The organism is Cardiobacterium sp. Marseille-Q4385 (assembly GCF_916618745.1).
In the GTDB taxonomy this organism is placed as follows: domain Bacteria; phylum Pseudomonadota; class Gammaproteobacteria; order Cardiobacteriales; family Cardiobacteriaceae; genus Cardiobacterium.
Window position 1 is genome coordinate 365,720 of the sequence record NZ_OU745373.1, and the last position, 25,550, is coordinate 391,269.

The window sequence follows — 25,550 nt, forward strand, 5'->3', positions numbered from 1 at the left end:
TTTATTTTTCCCCATCTGCTTCAGATAACGCGTTCTTCCGCTCCAAACCACATCACCGATTGCGTCATATCAACGAAGCGCAATTCATCCGCGCGCAGTTCGGCAAGTGCCGCCTGTCCATCGGGCGTGTCGCGGGCGCGGAGGAAACATCGCAGCTGTCGTACCACAATTCACCCATGGCGTCGTAGGCGAAGGGCTGTGTGCCGCGCAGGGTGTCAGCTACTTCTGGCAGGGTTTTGGTGTAGCCACGAATGCCCAGCGCCGCTTGGTAGCGTAAGACTTTAGCGGAATGTTCGCGCCAACAGGCGAGGAATTCTTCCGTGCTGAGTTCGGCGCGTTTTTTCACCAGCATAATGATCTTAAACATGATCTTCTCCGCTGAAACAGCTCTGCAAGGCTTCCCATGCGGCAGGCAATTCGGTAATGCCATCAGCACTTAGGAAATGACCACATCGCGGCAATGCATGTACCGTGCCGCCGAGCCGTGCGGCAAGGGCATGGCTGTTAGCAGGAGCAACAACGTAATCGTTGTCGCTGATGAGGTGATGCATTTGCGCCGCATAGCGGCGCAGGACGACATCATCCAGACGGGCATGGTCAATGTAGGTGTCAATATCAAAGCCACCGATAATCGGCAGTTCCGGCAGACGTGCACCAAAACCTGCCACCAGCACGAGGCCACCCACCGCAGTGGGACGAGTCGTACTCAGGTAATGCAGCAGGCTGATGGTGCCGAGGCTGTGCGCGATAAGCAAAGTGTTGCGATCGGGCGTGCTGATCGTTTGTGTGAGTGTCGCCTGCCAAGCGGCGAAATCGGGATGCTCACTGTCGGGCAGTGGCGGGATGGTGGTTGGTATGCCCGCTGCCTGTAAACGTGCTTGCAACCAGGGAAACCAGTGATCGCTCGGGTTTGCGCCATAGCCATGGATGATGTAAGCGTGCATGGGATGCTCCTGTGTGAATGACGATGCAAGGGTAGACTATGACACTTTGTCAGGGTCAAGCGGAGGACGCATGAAAATAGGGGAATTGGCGCAGCGCACGCAGGTCAGCGTGCGGATGCTGCGCTTTTATGAATCACTGGGGCTGCTCACGCCTTCGCGCAATACTGCCGGGTATCGCTTCTATGGCGAGGAAGATGTGACGCAGGTGGCGAAAATTCGCCTGCTGCAACAAGCAGGGCTGGCATTAAAGGATATCGCGCGGCTACATGATTGCCTGCACGACCGCCCACAAGCATTCTGCCCTGCACTGCGCGACAAACTGCGCGCCTGTCAGGCAGAAACCGCAACGCGCATCACGCTGTTGCAAGAGACACAAACACTCTTGGCGCGGCTTCTGCACGAAGAGGATGCCAAGATTAAATAATGCCTCCCAGCCGTTCACTCCTTGTTCATTCGTGCTAATAGATAATAGGGCGTAAGCGGCAGCCGCCGCTTTTCTGCTATTAACGGAGTTTTCTGATGAACAAATCTTCTCTCGCACTTATGATCGCCACAACCCTGCTGCTGGCCGCTTGCGGTGGTGGTAAGGACGACAAAAACAATACCCCGGTTGATCCGCAGCGTCCGTCAAATGACAACAGCGGCCGCTCCAATAATGACGCCTATCATGGCACCGCGTTCGCCATCCCCAACGGCGCAACATTTAACAGCGCCCATCACGCCAAAGCCCTGAATAGCACCCGTCTTGGTGTAGTACACATTGACGGCAAACACCTCGCTGCACAGCAAAGTGGTATTTACGTCGGCGGTCTTCCCAACATCCGCAGCAATTCAATACAAATTAACGGCGTCAGCTACAAGAATTTCCTAGTCAGCGGCCACAATTACCGCAACAGCCGCTTCGGCTACATCACGCATGATAATACCGACTACATCTTCAGCCAGGGTGCCTTCACCACTAATATGCCGAATCAGGGCATCGTCGAATACGATGGTGATGCGGCAGTTGGCCGTAATGGTGTTGCCGGCGTCGCTGATGCCGATTTCACTGTCAACTTCGGCAACAAGACTGTGAGCGGGCGCATCAAAGCGGAACGGGACAGCAATATTCAATTCAACCCAATCTATCTGACCGCCACCATTAACGGCAGCCATTTCTCCGGCAGTGCCAACAGTGCGGGGGTCAGCACCGCCGGTCATTTCTACGGCGACAACGCCCGCGAATTGGGCGGCATTTTCCACGACAGCACGCAGAACCTGAGCGGCAGTTACGGTGCTGTGCGTGATAACGATTAAGGACGCCGCCTGATAAAAAACCCCGCTTACGCGGGGTTTTTTTCTGCAATGCAATGACGGCAGTAATCAGAAGGGCAGCGGGTTGCCATTTAGTTCGATTTTGCCTTCTTTGCCCTCGATTTTGACGCGGTATTCGTCACCTTCAAGCGTGACGAACATGGCGCCTTGCTGTTCAACCATTTCGCTGAAACCGAGCTTATCTACCAGCGATTTGCTGACACGGAGTTCGGCATGCAGGTCAAGGTTGTTTTTCAGCAGGTCTTGCAGCGGCAGCGGGTTCTCCTGCGCACCGTCAATGGCTTTTTGCCATTCTTCTGCTGTGACCGGGCTGTCGCTGCGGATACCAACATTGGCGGTCAGCTGTGCCTTACCGCTGTCAGTCTGCGCTTCTATCTCAGTATTGAAGCGGGTTTTGTTTTTGATGATCTCGTTCGCGGCGGCCTGGAACTTGGCCACCGCTTCCGGCGGCAGTTCGGTATTACCAGCGGCAAAATGCGGATTGAGCAGTTGCAAGCCTTCAGTCAAAGAGGTGTTGGCAGCAGCCGAGAGTTCATTCAGGCCGACATGAAGGCGCAGGCTTTGCGGCTCGACCGATAAGTTCGGGATAGCCTGTTTCAGCGAGGCACCATCGAGTTTGAACACAAAAGTCCCGGCGGTGTCGTAGTTGCCCGCAGCATTTTTCTTGGTGTCCGCCTTGATGTTGATATCACCCAGATTGATGGCTTCATTGTTGCGGCTGACACGGATACCGTTGGCATTGATGTCAACATTACCCAAATAAGATCCCAGCGCGCTATCAAATTTTAGGCCTTCCCCTTTGCCGTCAATGCCTGCGATCTCGAAAGTAGAAAGACCATGGGTATTGGTGGTTTCGGTTTTGATCGGATCAACTTTAAGCGAGAAGGTGCCGTCTTCCTTGATATCCATCGCGCCTTTGACGGGAGCGATACTGACCGTTGCGCTGTCGCCGTCTTCTTTATCAGTGGCGGTGAACGTCAGCGGTTCGAGAGCGAAATCAAGGCCATAAATGCCTTCCGCCAGTGTTTTATTGTTGTAGCGGACGTTGTAGTTGAGGCCTTTGAAATCGATGCTGTCATCACCTTCCTGGTACTGGAAGGGTGTGATGGTCGCGCTGGCAACGGCATTGTCATCAGTAAGCAGGTCGGTGCGCAGTTGCAGATGTTCAAACACGGTATTGATGCCACCACCGGCAGCCGTTGCCTTGTCGCCCGGTTTCTCCTCAGCCGGTTTTTCCTCGCCTGTCTTCCCGTCAGCGGTTTCTTCCCCAGCTGTCTTTTGCTCGGCGAGGCTAGCGAAATTATCAATGAACGTCTTGATGGCTTCCGGGTTGTCGATTTTGTGTTCGACCTGCGCCACGATGCCTTTATCCAGCAATTCTTTGTTGTAGGTGATCGTATCGGTGAAATTCAGGATAACGGGCTGGACATTTTCGCCATAAACCGCCGGGTTGAGATCCAGCGTCAGGCTCGCCTTGGCAGTCGCGCCCTGCTCATTCTTCTGATAATCACTGACGCTGTAATCGTACTTGCGGAAAAGATTGGCATTTGGACCACTCGCATAGAACTTTTCATAAAGCGCATTGGCTTGTGCTGCATCTTCTTTATAACGCGCCTCAATCTGCTCGGCGTTTTGCGCTGCGGGAGCAGCCTTGTTTTCAGCCGCTTGTTCGGTAGCAGCGCCTTTTTCTGCCGGTTTCTTCTGATCGTCGCAAGCACTAAGCAGCGCCGCAGCGGTAAGGATGGCAAGCGCTAGTTGATTCTTTTTCATCGTGTTTTCCTGTGGTTGTGGGTGAAAAGTCAAGGGGATTATAACGATAGCTGTGTTTCTATGGGCATACGTTATGGTTATTTTTCACCAGCCAAGCGGGGCAAGGGCGCCACCTGTTTTATGGCAGGTTCAGAAAGAAGCGGCGAGATGGAAGGTTTGCCAGATGCCGTGCAAGTTGGCGGCAGCGAGGGTTTCGGCGTGCAGCATCAGGCGTGGTGCGGGAGGGAGATGCTCGTCGGCATAGAATTCGTCGCCGAGGATGGGGTGGCCGATGGCGGCGAGGTGGACGCGCAGTTGGTGGCTGCGGCCGGTGTGCGGGGTAAGGGCCACACGGCTATTGCCATTTTCTTCGGCGAGGACCTGATAGCTGGTGTGTGCGTTTTTGCCGTGTTCGTAATCGATTTTTTGCCGGGGGCGGCGTTCCCAATCGGTGATGAGCGGGTAGTGGATGTCGCCGCTGGTTTGCGCGAGGACGCCGTGGACGAGGGCGATGTAGCGTTTTGTGACGCGGCGTTCAGCAAATTGTTGTTTGTAATGGCGTTCGGCGGCCTTGTGTTTGGCGATGAGCAGGAGGCCGCCGGTCGCCATGTCGAGACGGTGCGCGGCCATGGCTTCCGGCGCGATTTCTTGGCAGCGGCTTTGTACGCTGTCGTATTTGTCTTCACCCCGGCCAGGGACGGATAGTAAACCCGCCGGTTTGTTGATGACGAGGATGTCAGGGTCTTCGTAGTGAATGTCGAGGTCGGGCATCAGTGCCGTTCTTGTTTGATGTCGCGTGCGAGGAGGCTGGCGATGGTGTCGTGCAGGCTGGCCTCGCCGGCAAGCATATGATGCAGGTGGGTAGTGATGGGCATGCGGATGCCGTGTGCCTGCGCGAGGGTATAGGTATCGTGGGTAGCACCTTCGCCTTCGACAGTCTGGCCGATGGCGGCTTTGGCGTCTGCCGCACTTTCTCCGCGTCCGAGGGCGAGGCCAAAGCGGCGGTTGCGTGATTGGTCATCCGTGCAGGTGAGGACGAGGTCGCCCATGCCGGCTAGGCCCATCAGGGTTTCTTCATGGGCGCCGAGGGCGGTCGCCAAGCGGGTGATTTCGCGCAGGCCACGCGTAATGAGGGCAGCACGGGCGTTTGCACCGCAGCCGAGACCGTCAGCGATGCCGGTTGCGATGGCAATGACGTTTTTCACGGCACCACCAACCTGAATGCCAATAAGATCGTTACTGGTGTAGCAAAGGAAGTTACTGCCGTGGTAGTAGTGGGCGATGTGTTCTGCGAGGGCGTTATCGGCAGCGGCGATGGTCACAGCGGTAGGTTGCCCGGCGGCGACTTCTTTGGCGAAGCTGGGGCCGGCCAGGATGGCGTGTGGGTGATCGGCGCCGATTGTGTCATGGAAAACGTCGCTGAGTAGGCGCCCGCTGCCCGCTTCGAAGCCTTTGATGGCCCACATCAGCGGGGTATCGCGCAAATGCGGTTTGAGATCCACGAGTAGTCCCGCGAAGGCACGACTGGGGACGACGGCAAGGATAAGCGCAGCGTCGCGCACGGCAGCGGTAAGGTCGTCGCTGATGCCGAGATTGTCCGGCAGGGCGATGCCGGGCAGGTAGCGGCTGTTTTCACGCGCTGAAATGAGCGCCGCCGCATGTTCGCGGCGGTGAGCCCAGAGGGTGATATCGTGCCGGTTGCGGGCAAGTTGCAGGGCCAGTGCGGTGCCCCAGCTGCCCGCACCAAGGACGGTGATACGCGCCATTATTGTGTTGGCTGTCCGTCTTGTTGTTCGGCAGCTTGTTGCAGGCGTTGCTGATACATGATGTCGAAGTTGATGGGCTGCAAGTAGAGGTTGGGGAAACCGGCGCGGTTGATGGCGTTGCTGATGGCTTCGCGCGCATAGGGATAGAGGGTGGTCGGGCAATAGACGTTCAGCGCGTGGTGCAGTTGAGCATCCGGCAGGCCGCTGATTTCGAAGACGCCGTTCTGCGCAACTTCCACGAGGTAGATAACACGTTCACCGTCTTTGGCGGTGATAGTCAGGCGCAGCTTGATGTTGTAGTGGTTATCTTCCGGCAGCTTCTGGATTTCGTGGGCAACGCCGAGGCTGATTTCCGGGTTGAGTTCTTGCTGGAAGATTTCCGGAGCGTGGGGGACTTCCACCGAGATATCGCTGACATAGATTTTGCGGATATCAAGGACGATCTGGGTTTGTTGTTCTTCGCTCATCAGGAGACTCCTTAAATGTATTTTATTTAGCGGATGGGAAGGCAGCGCAGGATGCACTGCCAAATGAGGCGTGCATTGTACGGCTTTTGCCGCAAGCGGCCTAATCGGGCGAGACCGTGACCTAGCGCGGCTCATGCATGCAACACGGACAGCCACCCTTCTATACCGAAACACCGCCTGCGATCAACAGCCCGCCTGACTGCTACTGCGCACAACGCATCGGCAACGAACACCGTGGCCGAGCAGACAAAAAAATACCCAAAGCAACAAAAATAAACACTAAACATGAATAAATGATGTAAACATCGTAAGAAAAACACATTGACGCAACATTGTCTTAAAGGAATAATCAAGAAATTCAATCGCAAGGAGGCGTTCATGCAACAGCTCACCGCCAACACCGCATCTCCGCTACTGCGGATACCCTGCGCCACTCGGCAGCATCTCCACGCTCAAACTTCCATCCCTCGTAGTGGGAGAAATACCCCATGCTGACCCCCGCCGATATCTTCAAAGCACTGGCCCTGCTGGGCAATATTCTGTCCTTCGTCTATTTGGCCGTATTCCTGCTATCCCTGCGGGCGGCATGGAAATTTGTCGGTAAAACGATGGCAGATCATAAACAACGCTGCCTGCTACAAAGTGCTGCCTGCCTTGCTGTTACCGCGTTATTTATGTTCCCCATCGGCAAAGACTATATGGAGCGACGAGCCTATATCCGCGAGCAGCAAGCCAAACGGGATGAATTTCAGGCGCGCTACAACAAAGCCAAAGCCATTTTTGATGAACGCTGCAAAACCGCAGGAGAAAAGATTTATTACACTGTGGAAGGCGTAGAGGGAATTACGCTATTGAATGTGCCGCAGGAATACAGGCATAAGTTTGGTTCTGACCCTATGTGGGAAGGAGCAGCGTTACCTTATTCTAATGATGGAGATGATTATATTAGGTCTTTTTTAAACTGGGAAATCTATCAAAAAAACGAAAGAATAAAACGTGGATTACATCCCAATCCTGTAATGATGAGACCGGGCAGTTATGATGCGGTTTATCCCGGCTATCAATATGTAGATGTCAGGCAAAATGATAATACCTATCTGCGTTATCGTTATCCTGCAGACGAAGATAGAGAAGATTATCGAAAAATGATAACAGAACAAGTTAACGAACACCCTGCCCGCTATGCGGTAGAATTCAAACCCATTATTGATCCTGCTGACCGGCAATATTGGGTAGCAGGATTGACAATCAATGTGTACGACACCAAAGAAAATATCCTGATGGCAAGTGAAACGTGGTACAGCATGGAGCCCGGCCAAGGGAATAGTAATCAACGCGTACCTTGGGCATCTGCCGATATTTGCCCGGAATTTGAATTGGATCAAAGAGATCTTATTGTATTTTTTGTCCGACAAGCAGTTAAACCCAAGCAAGGAGATTAATCATGTCAAGCAATCAATCGCAAAATATTCCTTCTGCTGCTGAAATGCTGGAGATGGCCAAACTACAAATCGTTGCTGAGGCCTTTTTGGAAGGACCTCTTAAAGAGAATGGGAACAGGGTGCCTACACCTAGAGAAAAACCTTATATGAAGGGAGATAGAGAATTACCTAGTATAAATAAAAAATTATTAACTATTGGCAATGACCATACAAGTAAGTTGACTGAAGCTCAAGCTGAACAATTTATGCAGGATTGGGAAGTTATTTCCTATATGCCGATCACTGATACCGGCTTTTCCGGCACCCTGTTTAGGGCAAAGCAGCCTATTGAGGATGATAAAGGTAACGTGATTGTTAAAAAAGACCAGTTGGTCATGTCTTTCCGCAGTACTGAATTTATTGATGATAGTGCGCGTGATAATCAGGCAACCAACACGCTGGAAATTAAAGAGAAAGGCTGGGCGTTTGGCCAGATTGATGATATGGAACGTTGGTATCAGTCTTTGCGTGAAAGCAAGATTATTGGTGATGGCGAACAAATCAGCCTGACCGGGTATAGCCTGGGCGGACACTTGGCTACAGCGTTCAATATCCTGCATCAAGATGAAGATCTTATTCATAAGACTTATACCTTTAATGGTGCCGGTGTAGGAAAGAAAGCGGATGACTCGCTAATGGATAAGGATACTTTGCAGCAGATTATAAAAACATTTGGTGAGAATCGCAGGGCGGAAACTTTAGAAAGCCTACTTAATGTAGAAGCAAGATCTTACTATCAAAGTTTGAAAAAATCATATCAGGAACTAAAGGACACTATAAATCATAAAAATAGCAAGGAAGACAACAATAAAGTCATAAAGATTATAAAAGATAAAGAAGATAATTTTATCAAAACAGCAAATGGTTTTACTAATGCTCTTTCTCAGACAGAAGCTGGTGATCAGCAAGCTGAAAATAAAGAATTTATTAATGATATGAACCTCCTCGCAGAGGCAATTACTAGAGCTAGAATCGTATTAGAGGAGAATAAAAGAGTAAGTGAATTAACTAGCGGCGAAGGTTCTACTCCCCCTTTGGTAAATTATAGTGATATTGCAGCTGCGAATTTTGACTACCAAGTCGCTGTGCTTTTAGCAGCCAGAAAAACTAAAGCCTATTCAGCTTGGAATGTCTTTAATGGAGAATCTGGAGCAAATAACCTTATATTTGATGAGCGCAATGTTATTAAACAACCATATGAAGGTTTTTATGATATTTATGCTAAAAATCCACCTAGTATGGTGGCGTCTTCTCAGCTTCATTACGGCACGGATGTTCCAATTTTAGTGGAGAATCAGCCATTAGGACGAGGGAAATACGTTAATGGGGTTGCCGACGCCAGTAATGAATATGGTGATACGAAACTATTGGTTGATCAGTATTTTTTCACAGATTTCGGAGATACACATAGCATTGTACTGCTGACTGATTCATTAGAAGCACAGAAAACTTTATCTGACATTAGCAGCTCTCTATCGAAAGAGGATTTTTACAAGATACTTGCTTTATCATCTAATAAACAAACGCTAATGGATGAACATTTAATTGATGGTGCTGTAAAATATGCTCTTCAACAAGGATGGCAGGAAGTTCTAATAGCGCTTGTAGCTGCTTGGGCTGTTGGTATTCCTGGTGGCGTCATTACTAAGTTGGTGTCAACAGGAATTGTTGGTGGAAAAATATCCATCGATAAAAAACTGCAAGAATGGGGGCTCGGCTGGACAAAAGACAGTCCCAACGCTCAAGGCTATGCAGAAGGCGATATGCTGGATAATTTTATCAATGCGCTTGCGCACACATTTGGCATTGAATCCGACCTAAAAGGAAATCCCAACGGCAACACATGGTGGGAAATGGATAGTAATGGCACAGATAAGGACGGCAATAAGCATGCCTACAGTGGTCGTAACGATGTACATAATAAACTGCAAGAAATCGCCAAACTTTTCTCCGGCGAAAATGCCAAATACAAATTGGGGCAGGACTTCTCCATCAAACCGCTGGATCTGCAAGCAGTTAACAGTATGAGTGTAGATCTGGTGCGCAAGGATTTTGGCTACCTCGTTGCCCTCGAAACACTTTCTCCATTTGTGCTAGCCTCAGAGAACGAGAATGGTAGTCTAAATAAGGTTTGGGAAGAGGCTTGGAAAGAAAAATATCAGCAATGGCAAGAAGATAATAAGGCTATTGCTGAAGGTAAAGAAGCAGCCTATTTTTCTGACAACTGGATCAATGACAAGATTGCCTTACTTAGTGTTAGGAACAATTACAATGAAAAAAATGAGGTAGCCAAACTTGATGTCGATCTTTATCGCAACTACAAAGAGACATATGCTGAATATAAGAAGAATTATCCCTTTGCACAAGGAAAAAGCCTCAAATCTCTTGATAGTGAGATAGATATTAAGTTTAATAATAGAGAATCATCTTATGTAGGCTCAGGACAGAACACTATAGGAACAGTTCAGTTTGGTCATGTAGATAAAGAAAATATTCTGGAAGGCGCAATAGGTGTTGAAAATCATCTTTATGGTGGAAAAAAGGCTGATGAATTGCATGGTAGTGTAGGCCAAGATTATTTCGAAGGAGGCATTGGGCTTGATACATACTTTATCCAAAATAAAGATACGGTCTTTGACTCTGATCGTGAGGGCAAACTGGTATTTGTTAGTATGGGTAAGAGTGCAGACGAAACCCCTGTCTATTTTGCGCGAGTTGCTGCGGATCAAAATGATTGGATCAGCGTGGATGAGAAGAAGAACAGGGATAACAAGTTCACCGCTACCCGCATTAATGATGACCTGGTGATTTCGCAGGTGGGTTCGGATAATCAGGCAACCATCAAGCAGTATTTCAAACAGAAAGAGCAGGGGCCCGTTCTCGGTGTGCAGCTGTTTGATGATGACGAACCCGTTGCTCCCGATATGGGGGATGGGTTTATCACGGGTATGCCCGGAAAAGAAAATGTGTACAGCTTTAATAGTTCCGGCAGTTTCAAAATCAAAGGAACCGATACGCGCGACAGCATCAATGCAGGGCCATTGAAAGCGAAAGATGAAAAGGACTTTGCACTGGTTGCGTACACCGGTGCGGGCAATGATTCGGTTTTCGGCAGTTTTGAGCGCGACTGGATCGATGGCGGCGATGATGCTGATCTTCTGAACGGCAGTCCGTTTGTGCTGCCAGGAAAGGACTGGCGTGATCCAATCAAGAAAGCGAAAGACAGCGACACCATCATCGGCGGCGGCGGTGGGGACTTCATCAACGGCATGGCCGGTGATGATGTGCTTTACGCCAATATGCAAACAAGCCATTTGGAGAAAGGCAATGTTGTCAGCATGGAACAGGGCGACTGGGTGCTGGGCGGCGAAGGCGATGACCGTCTTTACGGCAGCGCCAATCAGGATTTCCTGCAAGGCGGCGAAGGCAGCGATACGGTCATCGGCGGTGCCGGCAACGATATTATCCTCGGCGACGGCGTGATGCGCGCCGATGTACAGATGAAGCGGATGTTCCATAGTCTGGCGGATGAAGATCCGGATATCATGAGATACGTCCCTCATCTCTTACCCGGCGGAGTCACCCATTTTGCCCCCGAGCTTTTAAAAACCCTGACCCGTTACCCTACTTGGGAGCATACGTTTGACACGGAAGGCAAGTGGGAGCACAAGGGCAACCAGAATACCGCCAATCTACCCGCAGAGCTCGTCAGCTGGAGCATCAAAATTTTGCGCGAACAGGGCGACTATGAGATTAATGCCCCGTTCGGGCATAAGGACAAGGAGGAACACCGCGCTGCCAGTGGTGGCGCCCAGGATTTCCTCTACGGCGGCGATGGGGACGACCTCATCATCGGTCAGGACGGCGGCGACACCCTGCATGGTGGCGAGGGGGACGATATCCTCTGGGGCGACGACAACGGCCATGCGGGCAGCGGCGATATTGCGCCTGCTGAAGGGGCTGATAATGACGATACCCTCTATGGTGATGCCGGCAACGACACGCTTTATGGCGGCATCGGCAAGGACAAGCTGATAGGCGGCGCAGGCAGCGACATCCTTCGCGGTGGTGCCGACAGCGACGATTACTACTTTACAAGCAGCGAGCTGGACGAAAACACCACGGATACTGTGGACGACGACGGCAAGACTGATCACATCTATCTGGACAGCAGCCGTGCCGCCAATTTGACCTGGCGCAAGGTTGACGAGCACCACTGGGACAGCGGTCAGGGCTGGAAACTGGCGTGGTATGGCGACCGCGCGCAGATTACCTACGCTGACAAACCCGGCATCATCAGCATCCCCGTTTTTGCCAATGGTCTCTACGGGATAAATCTGGCCGATAGCAGCAGTGACGATCCGGTGAATCCGAAACCCGTTGACCCGAATCCCGTTGACCCGAAACCCGTTGACCCGAAACCCGTTGACCCGAAACCCGTTGACCCGAAACCCGTTGACCCGAAACCCGTTGACCCGAAACCCGTTGACCCGAAACCCGTTGACCCGAAACCCGTTGACCCGAAACCCGTTGACCCGAAACCCGTTGACCCGAAACCCGTTGACCCGAAACCCGTTGACCCGAAACCCGTTGACCCGAAACCCGTTGACCCGAAACCCGTTGACCCGAAACCCGTTGACCCGAAACCCGTTGACCCGAAACCCGTTGACCCGAAACCCGTTGACCCGAAACCCGTTGACCCGAAACCCGTTGACCCGAAACCCGTTGACCCGAAACCCGTTGACCCGAAACCCGTTGACCCGAAACCCGTTGACCCGAAACCCGTTGACCCGAAACCCGTTGACCCGAAACCCGTTGACCCGAAACCCGTTGACCCGAAACCCGTTGACCCGAAACCCGTTGACCCGAAACCCGTTGACCCGAAACCCGTTGACCCGAATCCCGTTGACCCGAATCCCGTTGACCCGAATCCCGTTGACCCGCAACCAGTAGAACCCGAAGCGGGCCGCACGCTGTATGGCACGAACGGGGACGACACGCTCCTCGGCGGTAACGGCGATGATCAAATCTTTGCCGGCGCGGGTAATGATCTCGTCTTTGGCCGGAACGGCAATGACAAGCTCTACGGCGACGAAGGCAATGATGAATTGCAGGGCGGCGACGGTGAAGACGAACTCTACGGCGGCAACGGCGACGATATCCTCTTCGGCCAGAACGGCAACGACAAACTCTTTGGCGACAACGGCAACGACAAAATGGTCGGTGGCGCGGGCGAAGACGAGCTCTTCGGCGGCCACGGCGACGACCATCTCTTCGGCAATGAAGGCAATGACAAGCTCTACGGCGATGAGGGCAATGATGAATTGCAGGGTGGCGACGGTGAAGACGAACTCTACGGCGGCAACGGCGACGATATCCTCTTCGGCCAGAACGGCAACGACAAACTCCTGGGCGATGCCGGAGATGACGCTCTTGTCGGCGGCGCGGGCGAGGATGAACTCTACGGCAGCCTGGGCAATGACCGTCTCTTTGGCAATGAGGGCAATGACATCCTCTGCGGCGAAGCCGGCAATGATGAATTGCAGGGTGGCGACGGTGAAGGCACGCTCTATGCCGGCGAGGGGGATGACATTCTCTTCGGTCAGAACGGCGACGATGTGCTCATCGGCGGTGCCCGCCACGACTACCAAAGTGGCGGCGCAGGGAATGATACTTACCGCGTCAGCAAAGGACACGGACAGGATGTCATCCACGACCGGGGCAACGATACGGATAACGACACCTTGCAACTGGAAGATATCCGCCTGGCCGAGGTGCAATTCCGTCAGGAGGCGCAAGACCTGCTGCTCTACGGCTACAACGGCGAAGATTCACTGCGTATCCGTGATTATTTCGCTGCCGATGGCAGCAGCCGTATCGAGCGTTTTGCCTTTGCCGACAAGACGATCTCGCTTGACGATATCCGGCGGCAATCCGGTCTGGATGCGCGCAGTGCGGTACAGGCACAGCAGCTGATTAACGCAATGGCGGCATTTACCGGCGCTCAGGCGGCTCCTGCGCAGATTGAGCCCCATAGCAGCAACCTGCTAACCCCGCCTCTTCTCATCAACCCATTGCAAATGCCGTAAGGCACGGCAAAGACAAACGCCCACCATCGGTGGGCGTTTTGATTGGTGGATTGCTTCGTGTACGACAAAATTAGCCTCCGCCGTGCCTACAAAACGCTTGTATTTCGGGATACGACGGAGGGGATAAATGCGCGAAGTGACGAAATCTATTCCACGAAGTCAGTGTTTACCTCGCTTGGCGCGAGCTTGGCGTTTATCCCGCTTGGCGACTGACGCAGCATTTTCCTCGCTTAGCAGCCATCAGCGCTGCTCATTCATGCAACAAGGACAGCCCGGCGAATGTTCCTCGCCGTCATCGTCCTCGCTGCGTTTCGCATAGCGCCACAACAGCGTCTCGCCCTTGTCCTCTTCCTGCGGCGTGTCAGCCGTCTGTGTGCGCGGCGGCGTCATTCTTCCAGCCCCTGCCAGAAGCGTTCGGCAATCTTCTGCCCCGTCGCCTTTTCAATCTCGCGCATACAAGTCGGGCTGGTCACATTCAATTCCGTCAAATAACCACCGATGACATCCAGCCCGACCAGATAAAGACGTTCAGCGGCGAGCAGCGGCTGCACCTGCTCGACAATCCACCATTCCCGCTCGGTAAGCGGCTGTACCACGCCGCGCCCACCGGCGGCGAGATTGGCGCGAAACTCTCCTTCGGCGGGCAGACGGGCGAGGCCGTGATCGACCGCTTCGCCGTTAATCACCAAAATCCGCTTGTCGCCCTCGGTAACCTTGTCGAGATAGCGCTGCACCATCAGCGTTTGCAGGCCGTCGGGATTCATCGCATCCAGAATGGCATTGGTGTTTTTGTCGCCGAGGGTAAGCTTGAACACACCGCTACCACCCATGCCGTCCAGCGGTTTTGCCACCACCTCGCCAAACTCGCGCAGAAACGCCAAAATCTCGTCTCGCGACTTGCTAATCAGCGTTTCCGGCGTGCATTGCGGCAGACGGGTAATCGCAAACTTCTCATTCATATCGCGTAGTGCTTGCGGCGGATTGACCACCCGCACGCCCTGTGCTTCCAGCAAATCCAGCATATAACTGTCGTAGATATAGCGCAGATTGAAAGGCGGATCCTTGCGCTGCAACACCACATCCACATCGCACAAATCGATCACCTCTTCATTGAGCACGCGGAAAAAATCCTCATCCTGATCAACGAGCCGCACCGTGCGCACATAGGCCTGCACATTGCCGTCGCGCACCTGCCAGTCACCCTGGTCGAACACCATCACCCGGTGCCCGCGCGCCTGCGCCGCCAGCATCAGGGCAAACGTCGTGTCCTTATAAGGCTTGATTGACGCCAAATCATCCATCAACACCGCTATATCCATCACACACCTCACACAAAAAAACAGAGACCACATCATACGCTATCATGCCGCCGAACCCCTACGGACCAACCACCATGCACACCCTGCCCCTTGCTCACGGCAACATCGGCATCGAACGCGAAACCCTGCGCACCAATCCTGATGCCACCCTCGCCAGCACCACCCACCCCGCCGCCCTTGGCAGCGCCTACACCCACCCGAACATCACCACCGACTACGCCGAAACCCTGCTCGAACTCGTCACCGACCCGCACCCCACGCCGGACGCCGCCTATGCCCAACTGCTCAGCTTGCACCGCTACTGCGCGCAGCATATCGGCGACGAACAACTGTGGCCGGGCAGCATGCCCTGCATCCTGCCGGCAAGCGACGATGCCATCGCCATCGGCTACTACGGTACGAGCAACGGCGGCAAAATGCGCCGCCTCTACCGCGAAGGCCTGGCGCACCGCTACGGCAAAACCATGCAAATGATCAGCGGCATCCACTACAACTACTCACCGCCCGCCGCCCTGTGGCAGGCGCTCGCCGCGCGTGACGGCGAAACCGTGACGCAGGACTACATCAACCGCCGCTACATGGGCGCATTGCGCGCCAACAGCCGCCACGCTTGGCTCATCAACTACCTCTACGGTGCCAGCCCCGCCGTGCATGACAGCTTCCGCCCCGCGCACAACATCCTGGAACCGCTTGCCGTACACACCCTCGGCTGGCGCGGCGCAACCAGCCTGCGCATGAGCGAACTCGGCTACCAGAACAAAACCGCCTTCACCGTGAGCAATAACGACCTCGCCACCTATGTGCGCGACCTTGCCAGCGCCGTCGCCACCCCCGCGCCGCGCTTCGAGCACATCGGCCTCTACCACGCCGACGGCAGCCGCAAACAAATCAGCACCCACATCCTGCAAATTGCCAACGAATACTACGCCGCTGCCCGCCCCAAACAGCCACTGCGCAACAACGAACTGCCGACGCTGGCGCTTGCCACACGCGGCATCGCCTACCTCGAACTGCGCCTGACCGATATCAACCCCGAAGACCCCTGCGGCATCAGCCCTGCGCAGCTGAATGTCCTCGAAACCTACCTGCTCTACTGCCTCCTGCACCCCGAAGGACCACAGAATCATGCCGTGCGCGACGAAAACGACCACAACCGCCTGCGCACCGCCTGCTGCGGCCTGAGCAACGGTTTCACTCTCAAACAGACACGCCGCGACCGTCCCATCCAGGACGCCGCCCTCGAACTGCTTGCCGCCATGCAGCCCATTGCCGCCCGCCTTGATGCCGAACGCGGCGGCAGCGCGAGCAGCGACGCTCTCGCCGCACTCACCCGCGAAGTCGCAGACAAAACCCACCTGCCCTACCGCGCCCAAGCGGGTAACCGCGAAGGCTTCCTCGCTTACCACCTCGCCTGGCGTGACAAACACCACGCCACCCTGCACCAGCCACTACCGGTAGCCGAAGAAATGGCGCTTGCCGCCCAGGCCGCCGCCAGCCTCAGCAAACAGGCGGAAATCGAAGCCCGCCCGCAGGAGGATTTTGAGACCTACCTGCGCGAACACTTTGCCCCGCTGCAACAGTTGCTGGATTGATAGCTGGCGTGCTTTGTGCACGACCTTCGTACACAGCAAAAAACGCCGCTTGGCGAGCCCAGTACTTACGTCGCTTGGCGGGCCCAGTACTTACGCCGCTTGGCGGGCCAGTCACTACGCCGCTTGGCGGGCCCAGTACTTACGCCGATTGGCGGGCCAGTCACTACGCCGCTTGGCAAGGCCAGTCACTACGCCGCCTTGTCTCATTCCTATTTAAACGGTGACCACATAATAATTGTCGAAACCCCATAAAAACCCTACACTTAGCCCATCGCCACCCGCAAAAACACCATGCAAAATATCACCCAAAACCGCCTCACCAAAATCCTCGCCTTCGTTGCCATCGTCTGGTTGCTCATCGCCCTTGCCGCGCCGTCCTTCCTGGCGCCGGCACTCGAAAAGCACACCCGCGCCTTCTTTAACAGCGCCGACATCCAACGCCTGCACGACAAAGGCATCGAACTCAGCCTGGAAAACTACCAGCGCAACTACTTCAGCAGCAGCGCCGACATCCGCCTCAGCATCCGCCCGTTCAGCGGCCAGCCGACCTGGTACAGCACCACCCTGCACGCCCGCATCCATCACGCACCGCTGGTTAACAGCGGCATCAACCTTTTCAGCGCCACCCTGACCAACAGCGCGACCGACGGCAGCCTCGCCGCTTACATCCCCGATAACCACCTGCATATCAAGGCCAGTCTCGCCGCCCTCGGCCAGCTGCACCAGACCATCCGCATACAAAAAAACGAAACCCCCAACCTCAGTAGCGAAGGCATCAGCCTCAGCTGGCACAGCCATATCCGCCATCCCAACCAGGGCAACGGCGAATGGCTGCTCGGTAGCCAACAATGGCAGAAAAACGGCGCCCGTCTCAGCATTGCACGCAGCGGCGGCACCTACCGCAGCGACGGCGACAGCCTGCGTCTGAACGCTGCCCAGATCAACCTCAGCTACACCAACGCCGTCCAGCAACAGCAAGACATCGTCCTCTACAACCTGCAAGGCAACCTGACCCGCGAAGAAAGCCGCTACAGCATCGAAGACCTCACCATCAAAAGCAAAAACGCGCAGGGTGCGACCCAGACCCAGCGCCTGCAACAAAGCCTCATCACCGCCCACCGCCGCGAGAACGGCAGCCTGCGCAATCTCGAAGCCCAGGCTACCACCACCTTCGACCTGCCGCTGCTCAAAGCCTACAGCGGCGACCGCCTCTACCTCTCGCTACAACAAGAATCTGGCGGTAACCGCCTCATCCTCACCAGCAACAAAGAGCAGACCACCCATTTAAGCGGCAGCCTGCTCTTCCCGCTGCTTTTCCCGCCGCCGTACAGCACCGCCCAGTTGAACGGCACGCGCGGCGAATTCCTCCTCTACGGCGGACACGCCCGGCAAAGTGGCCTGCTGCCCGTACTGGCCCTGACCCTCGGCAACGACCGTCTGCGCGCCGATGCAGACGGCAACTACCCGCTGCACGTGGACATCAACGGCAACGAAGTCCGCATCAACGGCAAGACGGTTGCCCTGTTGCACTGACCGCCTGAAAAACGCGCTGCCATCGGTCGCGTTTTCATACGCTCGATAAAAAAGCGTAACAAGGCGCGCCGCCGAAGACAGTACAGGTAGTACGGCGGGTTCCCATAAAAATCGCGTAGCGATTTTTATGGGGCCCGGCAAGGTGACGCAACGCCGTTACGATTTTTTAGATGTTTAACTATATTCCCCGCGTCGCCCTTTCGGCGGACTCGGCTGGATATTCATCCGCATCGCCTGGTTCTTGGTGAGGAAGGCGATGCTCCAGTCGTAGGTGGCAGCAACGCGGTTCTTGAAGGTCACGAGGGCAAGGATGTGCACGATGACCCAGATAATCCAGGCGATGACACCATGCACGCTGCGCCCGCCCGGCAGGTCGGCAACGGCGGAGAGGCGGCCGATCATCGCCATGTCGCCCTTGTGCTTGTAAGCGAAGGGTTTGCCCTCGCGTCCGAAGTATTTGCCGAGGTATTTGCCCTGCGCTTTGGCGACTTGTCCCAGTTGCGGGTGACCGTTCGGATAGTCGGGATCGCCTTCGACCAGGGCACAGTCGCCAACGGCATAGACGTTTTCCAGACCCTGCACGCGCAGTTGCCTGTCCACACGCAGACGGTTGCCGCGTCCGTAGCAGCTTTCCGGAATGCCCGCGAGCTTGACTGCCGTCACTCCCGCCGTCCAGATGAGGCTTTTTGCGGCGAGGGTAGCGCCGCTTTTCAGGGTGATGGTCTGGCCGTCGTAAGCGGTTACGGCGTCGTTATAGATGATGTCCGCGCCGAGTTTTTTCAGCGCGGCCTCGGTGTAGCGCTGCGAGACTTCGCGCATCGGCGGCAAGAGGACGGGGTCGGCAGTTACCAGTGTCAGGCGGCCATGATCGCCTTCAAGTTCGGGATAGTCCTTGCTGAAGATGTCGCGCCGCATTTCGGCGAGGATGCCGGTCAGCTCAACGCCGCTTGCGCCACCACCGGCAACGACAAGGTGCAAGTACGGGGCACGCGCGTTTTTGTCGATGCTGCACGCTTCTTCCAGCTGACGCAGGATGGTGTTGCGGATGGCCAGCGCGTCGCCGAGGGTTTTCATGGTGTAGGCATTCTGCTCGACTTCGCGGTTGCCGAAATAGTTGGGCTGGCTGCCGAGGGCGATGATAAGGGCGTCATATTCGACGCTGCCGCCCTGTTCGAGAAAAACGTGGCGCGCGTTGCAGTCCACGCGGGTGACGGTGCCCTTGCGGAAGCGCACGCGCGGATGGCGGTTGAAGAGTTTGCGGAAGGGATAGCTGATGTCTGACGGCGACATAAAGCCGGCGGCGACTTGGTATATGAGCGGCGGGAAGAAGTTGTAGTTATTTTTGTCGATGAGGGTGATGCTGTAAGCGGGGTTGCGACCAAGATCGCGGGCAATATTCACACCGGCAAAGCCACCGCCGATGACGACGATTTTTTTCATGCTGTCCTTGTGGGGTTGATTGGGGGGCGCGGATTATAGGGCGTTGCGACCCATCTGTACTTCTCCTGCATCAAGCGGCACGACGGCGCTGGCGGATAATTTCAATGATGGCGGGCAGGATGGAAATGACGATGATGGCGGCGAGAACGAGGGTCAGGTTCTGTTTGACCACAGGATGCTGACCGAAGGCATAGCCCGCATAAGCAAAGAGCATGATCCAGGCGATGCCGCCCAGCATGTTGTAGCGCAGGAAGCGGCGGTAGTGCATATGCCCCATCCCGGCGACGAAGGGCGCAAAGGTGCGCACGATGGGGACGAAGCGGGCGATGATGATGGTTTTGCCGCCGTGTTTGGCATAGAAGGCTTCCGTGCGGTGCAGATATTCGCGGCGGAAAAGACGTGAGTCGGGATTGGCGAAAAGGCGGTCGCCGAGATGTTTGCCGATGGCAAAGTTGGCGGCGTCCCCGAGGACAGCAGCGGTGATGAGCAACGCCACCATCAGGTGAATGTTCATCTCGCCAAGTGCGGCAATGCTGCCGGCGGCGAAAAGCAGGGAATCGCCGGGCAGGACGGGGGTGACGACAAGGCCGGTCTCGCAGAAGATGATGAGGAAGAGGATGGCGTAGATGAGCGTGCCGTAGCGGGCGCTGAGTTCGCCGAGGTGACGGTCGATGTGCAGGACAAAATCAAGGATGGGGCCGAATGCGCCGCTGGCATGCAGGATAAAGACTAGGGCGAGGAGGACGGCGGCGGCGCAGGCGGCGAGGAAAAGGGCTTTTTTGTGCATGATGAAACCGGTGAACGTGACAGGGCGGGCAGTATAGCGGCCACCGGGGTCTGTTGGCATTTGGCTTGTGCAGCGGATTTCGCGCCTAACAGCCGCCGCTATGTTGACGCTCAACACGCGCTGGCACACAAGCGGGCAGAAAAAACCGCCGGTGCTTGCGCGTCCGGCGGAACCTGTTGTTTTAGGTAGATTGATGTCAGCAGATGGCATCAGGGCAAGAGGTGGTCGTCCGAGCCTTCATTAATGCTTTCGAAGAGGAAGGTGGACATATAGCGTTCGCTGCCGTCCGGCAACATAGCGAGAATGACGGAACCGTCCGGTGCCTGTTGCGCGAATTGCAGCGCCGCGTTGAAGGTTGCGCCGCCGGAGATGCCGGTGAGGATGCCTTCCTGGGCGGCAAGCGCCAGGGCGGTATCGCGCGATTCTTCGTCGCCGACCGGGATGAGGTAGTCGTAGATGTTCTGGTTCATGGTGCCGGCGATGAAATCCGGCGTCCAGCCCTGGATTTTGTGCGGACCCCATTCTTTACCGGCGAGCAGTTGCGCGTTCACCGGTTCGGTGGCGACGATTTTCAGATCAGGCCGTGCGGCTTTCAGCACTTCGCCAGTGCCGGAGATGGTGCCGCCGGTGCCGTAGCCGCTGACGAAGTAGTCAAGGCGTTCGCCGGCGAAGTCGCGCAGGATTTCGGCGGCGGTGGTTTCGCGGTGGTATTGCGGGTTGGCGGGGTTTTCAAACTGGTCGGCGAGGAACCAGCCGTTTTTCTCGGCGAGTTCTTTGGCGACGCGCACCATGCCCACCCCGCGTTCGGCAGCAGGGGTCAGGATAACTTTGCCGCCGAAGCTGCGGATGAGTTTGCGCCGCTCAACGGAGAAGGTTTCGGTCATCACGGCGACAAACGGATAGCCTTTGGCGGCGCAGACCATGGCAAGCGCGATGCCGGTGTTGCCGGAGGTGGCTTCAACCACGGTTTGCCCCGGTTTCAGCACGCCGCGCCGCTCGGCGTCGTTGATGACGGCGTAGGCGAGACGGTCTTTGACGGAGCCGCCGGGGTTGCGCGATTCGGTCTTGACGTAGAGCTGAACGTTTTTCGGCGCGAGACGGTTGATGCGGATAATCGGGGTGTTGCCGATGGTATCGAGTACGGAGTTGTATTTCATGGATATTCCTGTGGGGTTTATGAATGCGGGGCATGGTAAGGCGGCGTCACAGCCTGGGGAAATAGCACTTTGGCATGTGAGCCACTTTTTTAGTTATACCCCCTTTCCGTCACGCAAGCTAATATGCGTGCGGCATTTTGCGAGATTGGTATAAAAACTGCTTCTGGTTAGGCCCGCAGCATCAGGTAGAAAAACATTATGAAATTAAAACAGTTGGAGTGCATCGCGGCGGTGGCTCGCTCCGGTTACAACGTGACCGCAGCGGCGGAGAAACTGCATATGTCGCAGCCGGCGGTGAGCAAACACATCAAGCTCGCCGAAGAATTACTCGGCCTGCCAATTTTCCGGCGCAACAGCAAAACCTTTGTCGGCCTGACCGAAGTCGGCGAGGCGATCATGCCCGACATCGAACGCATCATGGCTTCGGTGGAAAACATCCTCAACCTCAGCCAGCACCACAACATCGCCGCCCTCGCCCAGCTCGGCATCGCCACCACCCATACCCTATCGCACTACCGCCTGGTGCAAATCCTGCCGGCGATGCAGCACGAATACCCGAAACTGCCGATGAACATCATCGAAGGCACGAACACGCAAATCCTGCAAATGGTGCAGGAACGCGATGCCGATTTTGGCTGGTTTTCCGCGAGTGACCTCACCCCCTACAGCCTGCAACTGCGCGGCATCTTCATGCTACCGGCGGAAAGCTGGACCTCCGTGCTGGTGGTACCGCGTGACCACGAACTGAACAACAAGCCCTTCGAAGGCCTCACCAGCCTTGCGCCCTACCCGCTCATTACCTACATCACCTCGCACAAAGAACCCTCGGCGCTGGTGCGGGCGATGGCAGGACGGGGCCTCGCCGCCCGTGTCGTCCTCACCGCGCGCAACGCCGAACTCATCAAGAATTACGTCCGCCAGGGTTTGGGTCTCGGCATCATCGCCGACATGGCCTACGATCCCGAGCGCGACAGCGATCTCGCCATGTACCCGCTTGACCGCTGGATGCCGCTTTTCAACACCTACCTCGTCTGGCACAGCGACCTGCGCCTGCGTGCCTATCACTACGATTTTATCGACCGCATCGTGCCGGGGGCGACTCGCGACGCCGTCGAACACTACGTCCGCCACCAGCAAAGTATCAACGGCGGGGAACAGGGATGGGCAATCTAGACCTCGCCCAACTGCGCCGCGAAATCCGTGCTGCCCGTTGCGCCGTATCCCCCGCCGAACGCACCCGCATCAGCCATGCAACCGCCACCACCGTGTGCGACTGGCTGCAAACCCGCCCTGCCCTGCGCCGCATCGCTACTTTCCGCTCGCTGCCCGAAGAAATCGACACCGACCCGCTGAACCGTTTGCTATGGCAAAACGGCTATCACCTCTACCTGCCTTACGTTGCAGGCAAAGACCTGCCGCTCACTTGGTATCCCTACACCGAAAGCACCCCGCTCGTCCCCGATGCCGCCTGCATCCCCACCCCCGATCCTGCAGCAGCCCCCGCTATCGCTGCTTTTGATCTCGATGTCGTCATCACCCCGCTTGTCGCCCATGATGCACATGGCACCCGCCTCGGCATGGGCGGCGGGTTTTATGACCGTACCTTTCAGCGTAAAATACCGCGCGCCAGGCCGTGGCTTATCGGCATTGCCTACCCTTGTCAAGCGGTCGCGCATCTACCGCGCCGCGCCTGGGACATCCCCCTTGACGCGCTCGCCAGCGCCCACTCCCTACATACCTACGAACAGGAACACTCATGACAAAAGAACACCGCGATCTCACCCGCATCAGCCACCACACCAAAATCGTCGCCACCATCGGCCCGGCCAGCAGCGACGAAGAAATGCTCGAACACATGATCCGCGTCGGTCTGAACGTCGTCCGCTTCAACTTCAGCCACGGTGACGCTGCCTTCCACGGCGAAAACGCCCGCAAAGTCCGCGAAGCCTCAAAACGTGCCGGTCGCGAAGTCGCTATCATCGCCGACCTGCAAGGCCCGAAAATCCGCGTCGGCCTCATCGAAGGTGGCAAAATGGAACTCAAGCGCGGCGACAGCCTCATCCTTGACGCTGCCTACGAAGGCGAAGGCAAAAACTACCGCGTCGGCCTCGACTACCGCGAGCTGCCGAACGACGTCAAAGCTGGTGACATCCTGCTGCTCGATGACGGCCTGCTCACCCTCAAAGTCGAAAAAGTCATCGACGCCGAAGTCCACACCACCGTACAAAACCCCGCCGTCCTCAAATCCCGCAAAGGCATCAACAAACAAGGTGGCGGCCTGACCGCGCCGGCGCTCACCGAAAAAGACTATCAAGACCTCAAAACTGCCGTCGCTATCGGTGCCGACTACATCGCCGTCAGCTTCGTCAAATCCGCAGCCGACCTCCAGCTCGCGCGCCAGCTCATCAGCCAGGCTGAAGGCAGCGGCGAAATCCTGCCCGGCATCATCTCCAAAATCGAACGCGTCGAAGCCATCGACAACCTCGAAGAAATCGTGCTCGCCAGCGATGGCGTCATGGTGGCGCGTGGCGACCTTGCCGTCGAAGTCGGTAATCCCGCTGTTCCGGCCCTGCAAAAACGCATCATCAAAACCGCGCGCCGCCTGCGCCGCTTCTCCATCACCGCCACACAAATGATGGAAAGCATGATCAACAACCCCGTGCCAACCCGTGCGGAAGTCTCCGACGTCGCCAACGCCGTACTCGATGGCACCGACGCCGTCATGCTCAGCGCCGAATCCGCCGCCGGCAACTACCCCTTCGAAACCGTGCGCACCATGGCGCAAATCTGTGCCGCTGCCGAACAGGCGCAAAACAGCTCCCCCTTCGATGCGCACCGACTCGACGAAATCCCGGTCGAACGCCTTGACCAGGGCATCGCGAACAGCGCCGTCTTCAGCGCCGAAATCCTTGGTGCCAAAGCTATCGTTACCCTCACCGAAAGCGGCACTACCCCGTTCCAGATCAGCCGTTTCGGCATCAACATGCCTATCCATGCACTGACCCCAAGCCTCGGCGTGCAACGCAAAATGGCGATTTACCGCAGCGTCCGCCCCAACCGCCTGGATACCAGCAAAGACCATAACGATGCCATCCGCGAAGCAGAAGAATACCTGGTGCAACGCCGCCAGCTGAAAAGCGGAGACCTCTACGTCATCACCAGCGGTGCCATCGGCGTCAGCGGTGGTACTGACACCCTGCAAGTCCGTCGGGTTCGCTAAGCACATGAAAAAACGGATCATTCTGACCCTTGCCGCCATCCTTGCGATGGCGGCAAACACATACGCCGCCGACACACCTGCCGCAGCCACTGCCCCGGCAACCGCAAACGAAGCCAAACCTGCCGCTCCGGCAAACAACGGCGCCGCCCAAGAAAAAACTGCTGCCAACCCGATGGCCGACCTCGAATACAGTGACGCCAAAGAATGCCACTTCAAAACACCGGACGGCGGCAAACCACTGCCTGTCATCCACGCCCTGCTCGCCTCACGCGGCATGAACAGCAATAACCAGGCACAACTGCTGATTGCCCTCGGCACCACGATCGCAAACGGCTGCGACATCAACGAACCCGACGCCGCCGGTCTGCAACCGCTGAACGCCGCCATCCTCTTCAACGACGCGGAAGCGGTGAAAATGCTGCTGGAAAAAGGTGCCGACCCCTATAGTCCTATCCACAAAGCAGACAGCCCAATTGACGGCATGAACAGCTTCCAGTTCCTTGAAAAAATCCAGGAAAAAGAAAAAGCACGGAAAAACGGCAGCCCGCGCGATTACGGCGAAGTGGCAACCGCCCTGCAAAAATACCGCTGAGCGGACAGCACAAAAACGAAGGTGGGCTTGCCCACCTTCTTCATATCCGCCCGGCGACAAACTTCTAGCCCGCTTAGCGGCTCCCACAAACCTGGTGCTT

Annotated in this window: 21 protein-coding genes and 2 pseudogenes; 11 read left to right on the plus strand and 12 right to left on the minus strand. The window is 55.9% G+C overall.

The annotated features are described in order from the left end of the window. Positions 1-20 precede the first annotated feature (20 nt). A pseudogene (locus LG374_RS01785) lies at positions 21-367 on the minus strand (EthD domain-containing protein). Continuing rightward, positions 360-944 carry an alpha/beta hydrolase gene (locus LG374_RS01790; protein WP_225756103.1) on the minus strand — a complete coding sequence of 195 codons (585 nt, stop codon included), beginning with the start codon at positions 942-944 and terminating at the stop codon, positions 360-362. Before LG374_RS01790 ends, LG374_RS01785 begins: the two are co-directional and overlap by 8 nt. A 70-nt stretch (positions 945-1,014) precedes the next feature. Here LG374_RS01790 and LG374_RS01795 point away from each other — a divergent pair, with 70 nt between their 5' ends. Both LG374_RS01795 and LG374_RS01800 read left to right on the plus strand, forming a co-directional pair. Next, on the plus strand, positions 1,015-1,368 hold the full coding sequence (locus LG374_RS01795) for a MerR family transcriptional regulator (protein ID WP_225756104.1): 354 nt from the start codon (positions 1,015-1,017) through the stop codon (positions 1,366-1,368). 95 nt (positions 1,369-1,463) lie between these two features. Next, positions 1,464-2,240, plus strand: coding sequence for a transferrin-binding protein-like solute binding protein (locus LG374_RS01800; RefSeq protein WP_225756105.1), 777 nt, complete (start codon positions 1,464-1,466; stop codon positions 2,238-2,240). Positions 2,241-2,306: 66 nt separating this feature from the next. Here LG374_RS01800 and LG374_RS01805 read toward each other — a convergent pair whose 3' ends face one another. The 4 genes from LG374_RS01805 to secB form a co-directional block, all read right to left on the minus strand. Further along, positions 2,307-4,028 carry a DUF945 family protein gene (locus LG374_RS01805; RefSeq protein WP_225756106.1) on the minus strand — a complete coding sequence of 574 codons (1,722 nt, stop codon included), beginning with the start codon at positions 4,026-4,028 and terminating at the stop codon, positions 2,307-2,309. 129 nt (positions 4,029-4,157) lie between these two features. Then, positions 4,158-4,778 (minus strand): pseudouridine synthase, encoded by a 621-nt coding sequence (locus tag LG374_RS01810; protein WP_225756107.1) that lies wholly within the window; start codon positions 4,776-4,778, stop codon positions 4,158-4,160. Continuing rightward, entirely contained in the window at positions 4,778-5,773 is a 996-nt protein-coding gene (locus tag LG374_RS01815) for an NAD(P)H-dependent glycerol-3-phosphate dehydrogenase (RefSeq protein ID WP_225756108.1), read from the minus strand. The genes LG374_RS01810 and LG374_RS01815 overlap by 1 nt, the downstream gene beginning before the upstream one ends. Continuing rightward, positions 5,773-6,240, minus strand: a complete 468-nt coding sequence (secB, locus tag LG374_RS01820; protein ID WP_225756109.1) for a protein-export chaperone SecB — start codon at positions 6,238-6,240, stop codon at positions 5,773-5,775. The genes LG374_RS01815 and secB overlap by 1 nt, the downstream gene beginning before the upstream one ends. Before the next feature lie 488 nt (positions 6,241-6,728). On the opposite strand from secB, the gene LG374_RS01825 reads away from it, so the two are divergent. Beyond that, positions 6,729-7,682 (plus strand): hypothetical protein, encoded by a 954-nt coding sequence (locus LG374_RS01825; protein WP_225756110.1) that lies wholly within the window; start codon positions 6,729-6,731, stop codon positions 7,680-7,682. A gap of 188 nt (positions 7,683-7,870) precedes the next feature. Here the strand turns inward: LG374_RS01825 and LG374_RS01830 are convergent, their stop codons facing one another. Beyond that, positions 7,871-8,302 (minus strand): hypothetical protein, encoded by a 432-nt coding sequence (locus LG374_RS01830; RefSeq protein ID WP_225758031.1) that lies wholly within the window; start codon positions 8,300-8,302, stop codon positions 7,871-7,873. Between the two features lie 1,443 nt (positions 8,303-9,745). On the opposite strand from LG374_RS01830, the pseudogene LG374_RS12475 reads away from it, so the two are divergent. Together LG374_RS12475 and LG374_RS12450 are read left to right on the plus strand one after the other, a co-directional pair. Continuing rightward, positions 9,746-10,984: pseudogene (locus LG374_RS12475) on the plus strand (hypothetical protein); the annotation flags it as partial. Positions 10,985-11,059: 75 nt separating this feature from the next. Beyond that, entirely contained in the window at positions 11,060-13,810 is a 2,751-nt protein-coding gene (locus LG374_RS12450) for a calcium-binding protein (protein ID WP_304518569.1), read from the plus strand. A gap of 240 nt (positions 13,811-14,050) precedes the next feature. On the opposite strand, the gene LG374_RS01850 is transcribed toward LG374_RS12450, so the two are convergent. Both LG374_RS01850 and gshB read right to left on the minus strand, forming a co-directional pair. Beyond that, positions 14,051-14,200, minus strand: a complete 150-nt coding sequence (locus tag LG374_RS01850; RefSeq protein ID WP_225756111.1) for a MerR family transcriptional regulator — start codon at positions 14,198-14,200, stop codon at positions 14,051-14,053. Beyond that, positions 14,197-15,129: a glutathione synthase gene (gene gshB / locus LG374_RS01855; RefSeq protein ID WP_225756112.1), complete on the minus strand. Its 933-nt coding sequence runs from the start codon at positions 15,127-15,129 to the stop codon at positions 14,197-14,199. The genes LG374_RS01850 and gshB overlap by 4 nt, the downstream gene beginning before the upstream one ends. Before the next feature lie 74 nt (positions 15,130-15,203). Here gshB and gshA point away from each other — a divergent pair, with 74 nt between their 5' ends. Further along, a complete protein-coding gene (gene gshA, locus LG374_RS01860) occupies positions 15,204-16,721 on the plus strand; it encodes a glutamate--cysteine ligase (protein ID WP_225756113.1) in 1,518 nt (505 codons plus the stop codon). Between the two features lie 291 nt (positions 16,722-17,012). Next, entirely contained in the window at positions 17,013-18,254 is a 1,242-nt protein-coding gene (locus LG374_RS01865; RefSeq protein ID WP_225756114.1) for a DUF945 family protein, read from the plus strand. Between the two features lie 174 nt (positions 18,255-18,428). Here the strand turns inward: LG374_RS01865 and LG374_RS01870 are convergent, their stop codons facing one another. The 3 genes from LG374_RS01870 to cysK all read right to left on the minus strand — a co-directional run bounded on the left by LG374_RS01870 (position 18,429) and on the right by cysK (position 21,638). Next, positions 18,429-19,694: an NAD(P)/FAD-dependent oxidoreductase gene (locus tag LG374_RS01870; RefSeq protein ID WP_225756115.1), complete on the minus strand. Its 1,266-nt coding sequence runs from the start codon at positions 19,692-19,694 to the stop codon at positions 18,429-18,431. A gap of 70 nt (positions 19,695-19,764) precedes the next feature. Continuing rightward, the gene (locus tag LG374_RS01875) at positions 19,765-20,481 is read right to left on the minus strand and encodes a DedA family protein (RefSeq protein ID WP_225756116.1); all 717 of its coding nucleotides are present in this window, start codon (positions 20,479-20,481) and stop codon (positions 19,765-19,767) included. 209 nt (positions 20,482-20,690) lie between these two features. Beyond that, positions 20,691-21,638, minus strand: a complete 948-nt coding sequence (cysK, locus tag LG374_RS01880; RefSeq protein ID WP_006984467.1) for a cysteine synthase A — start codon at positions 21,636-21,638, stop codon at positions 20,691-20,693. A gap of 198 nt (positions 21,639-21,836) precedes the next feature. On the opposite strand from cysK, the gene LG374_RS01885 reads away from it, so the two are divergent. Genes LG374_RS01885 through LG374_RS01900 form a run of 4 tightly spaced genes read left to right on the plus strand, consistent with a single transcriptional unit; the run spans position 21,837 to position 25,450 of the window. After that, positions 21,837-22,811: a LysR substrate-binding domain-containing protein gene (locus LG374_RS01885; protein WP_006984466.1), complete on the plus strand. Its 975-nt coding sequence runs from the start codon at positions 21,837-21,839 to the stop codon at positions 22,809-22,811. After that, on the plus strand, positions 22,799-23,398 hold the full coding sequence (locus LG374_RS01890) for a 5-formyltetrahydrofolate cyclo-ligase (RefSeq protein ID WP_225756117.1): 600 nt from the start codon (positions 22,799-22,801) through the stop codon (positions 23,396-23,398). The genes LG374_RS01885 and LG374_RS01890 overlap by 13 nt, the downstream gene beginning before the upstream one ends. Beyond that, complete coding sequence (gene pyk / locus LG374_RS01895; RefSeq protein WP_225756118.1) at positions 23,395-24,858, plus strand: pyruvate kinase; 1,464 nt, start codon at positions 23,395-23,397, stop codon at positions 24,856-24,858. The genes LG374_RS01890 and pyk overlap by 4 nt, the downstream gene beginning before the upstream one ends. A 4-nt stretch (positions 24,859-24,862) precedes the next feature. Continuing rightward, complete coding sequence (locus LG374_RS01900; protein ID WP_225756119.1) at positions 24,863-25,450, plus strand: ankyrin repeat domain-containing protein; 588 nt, start codon at positions 24,863-24,865, stop codon at positions 25,448-25,450. Positions 25,451-25,550: the final 100 nt, after the last annotated feature.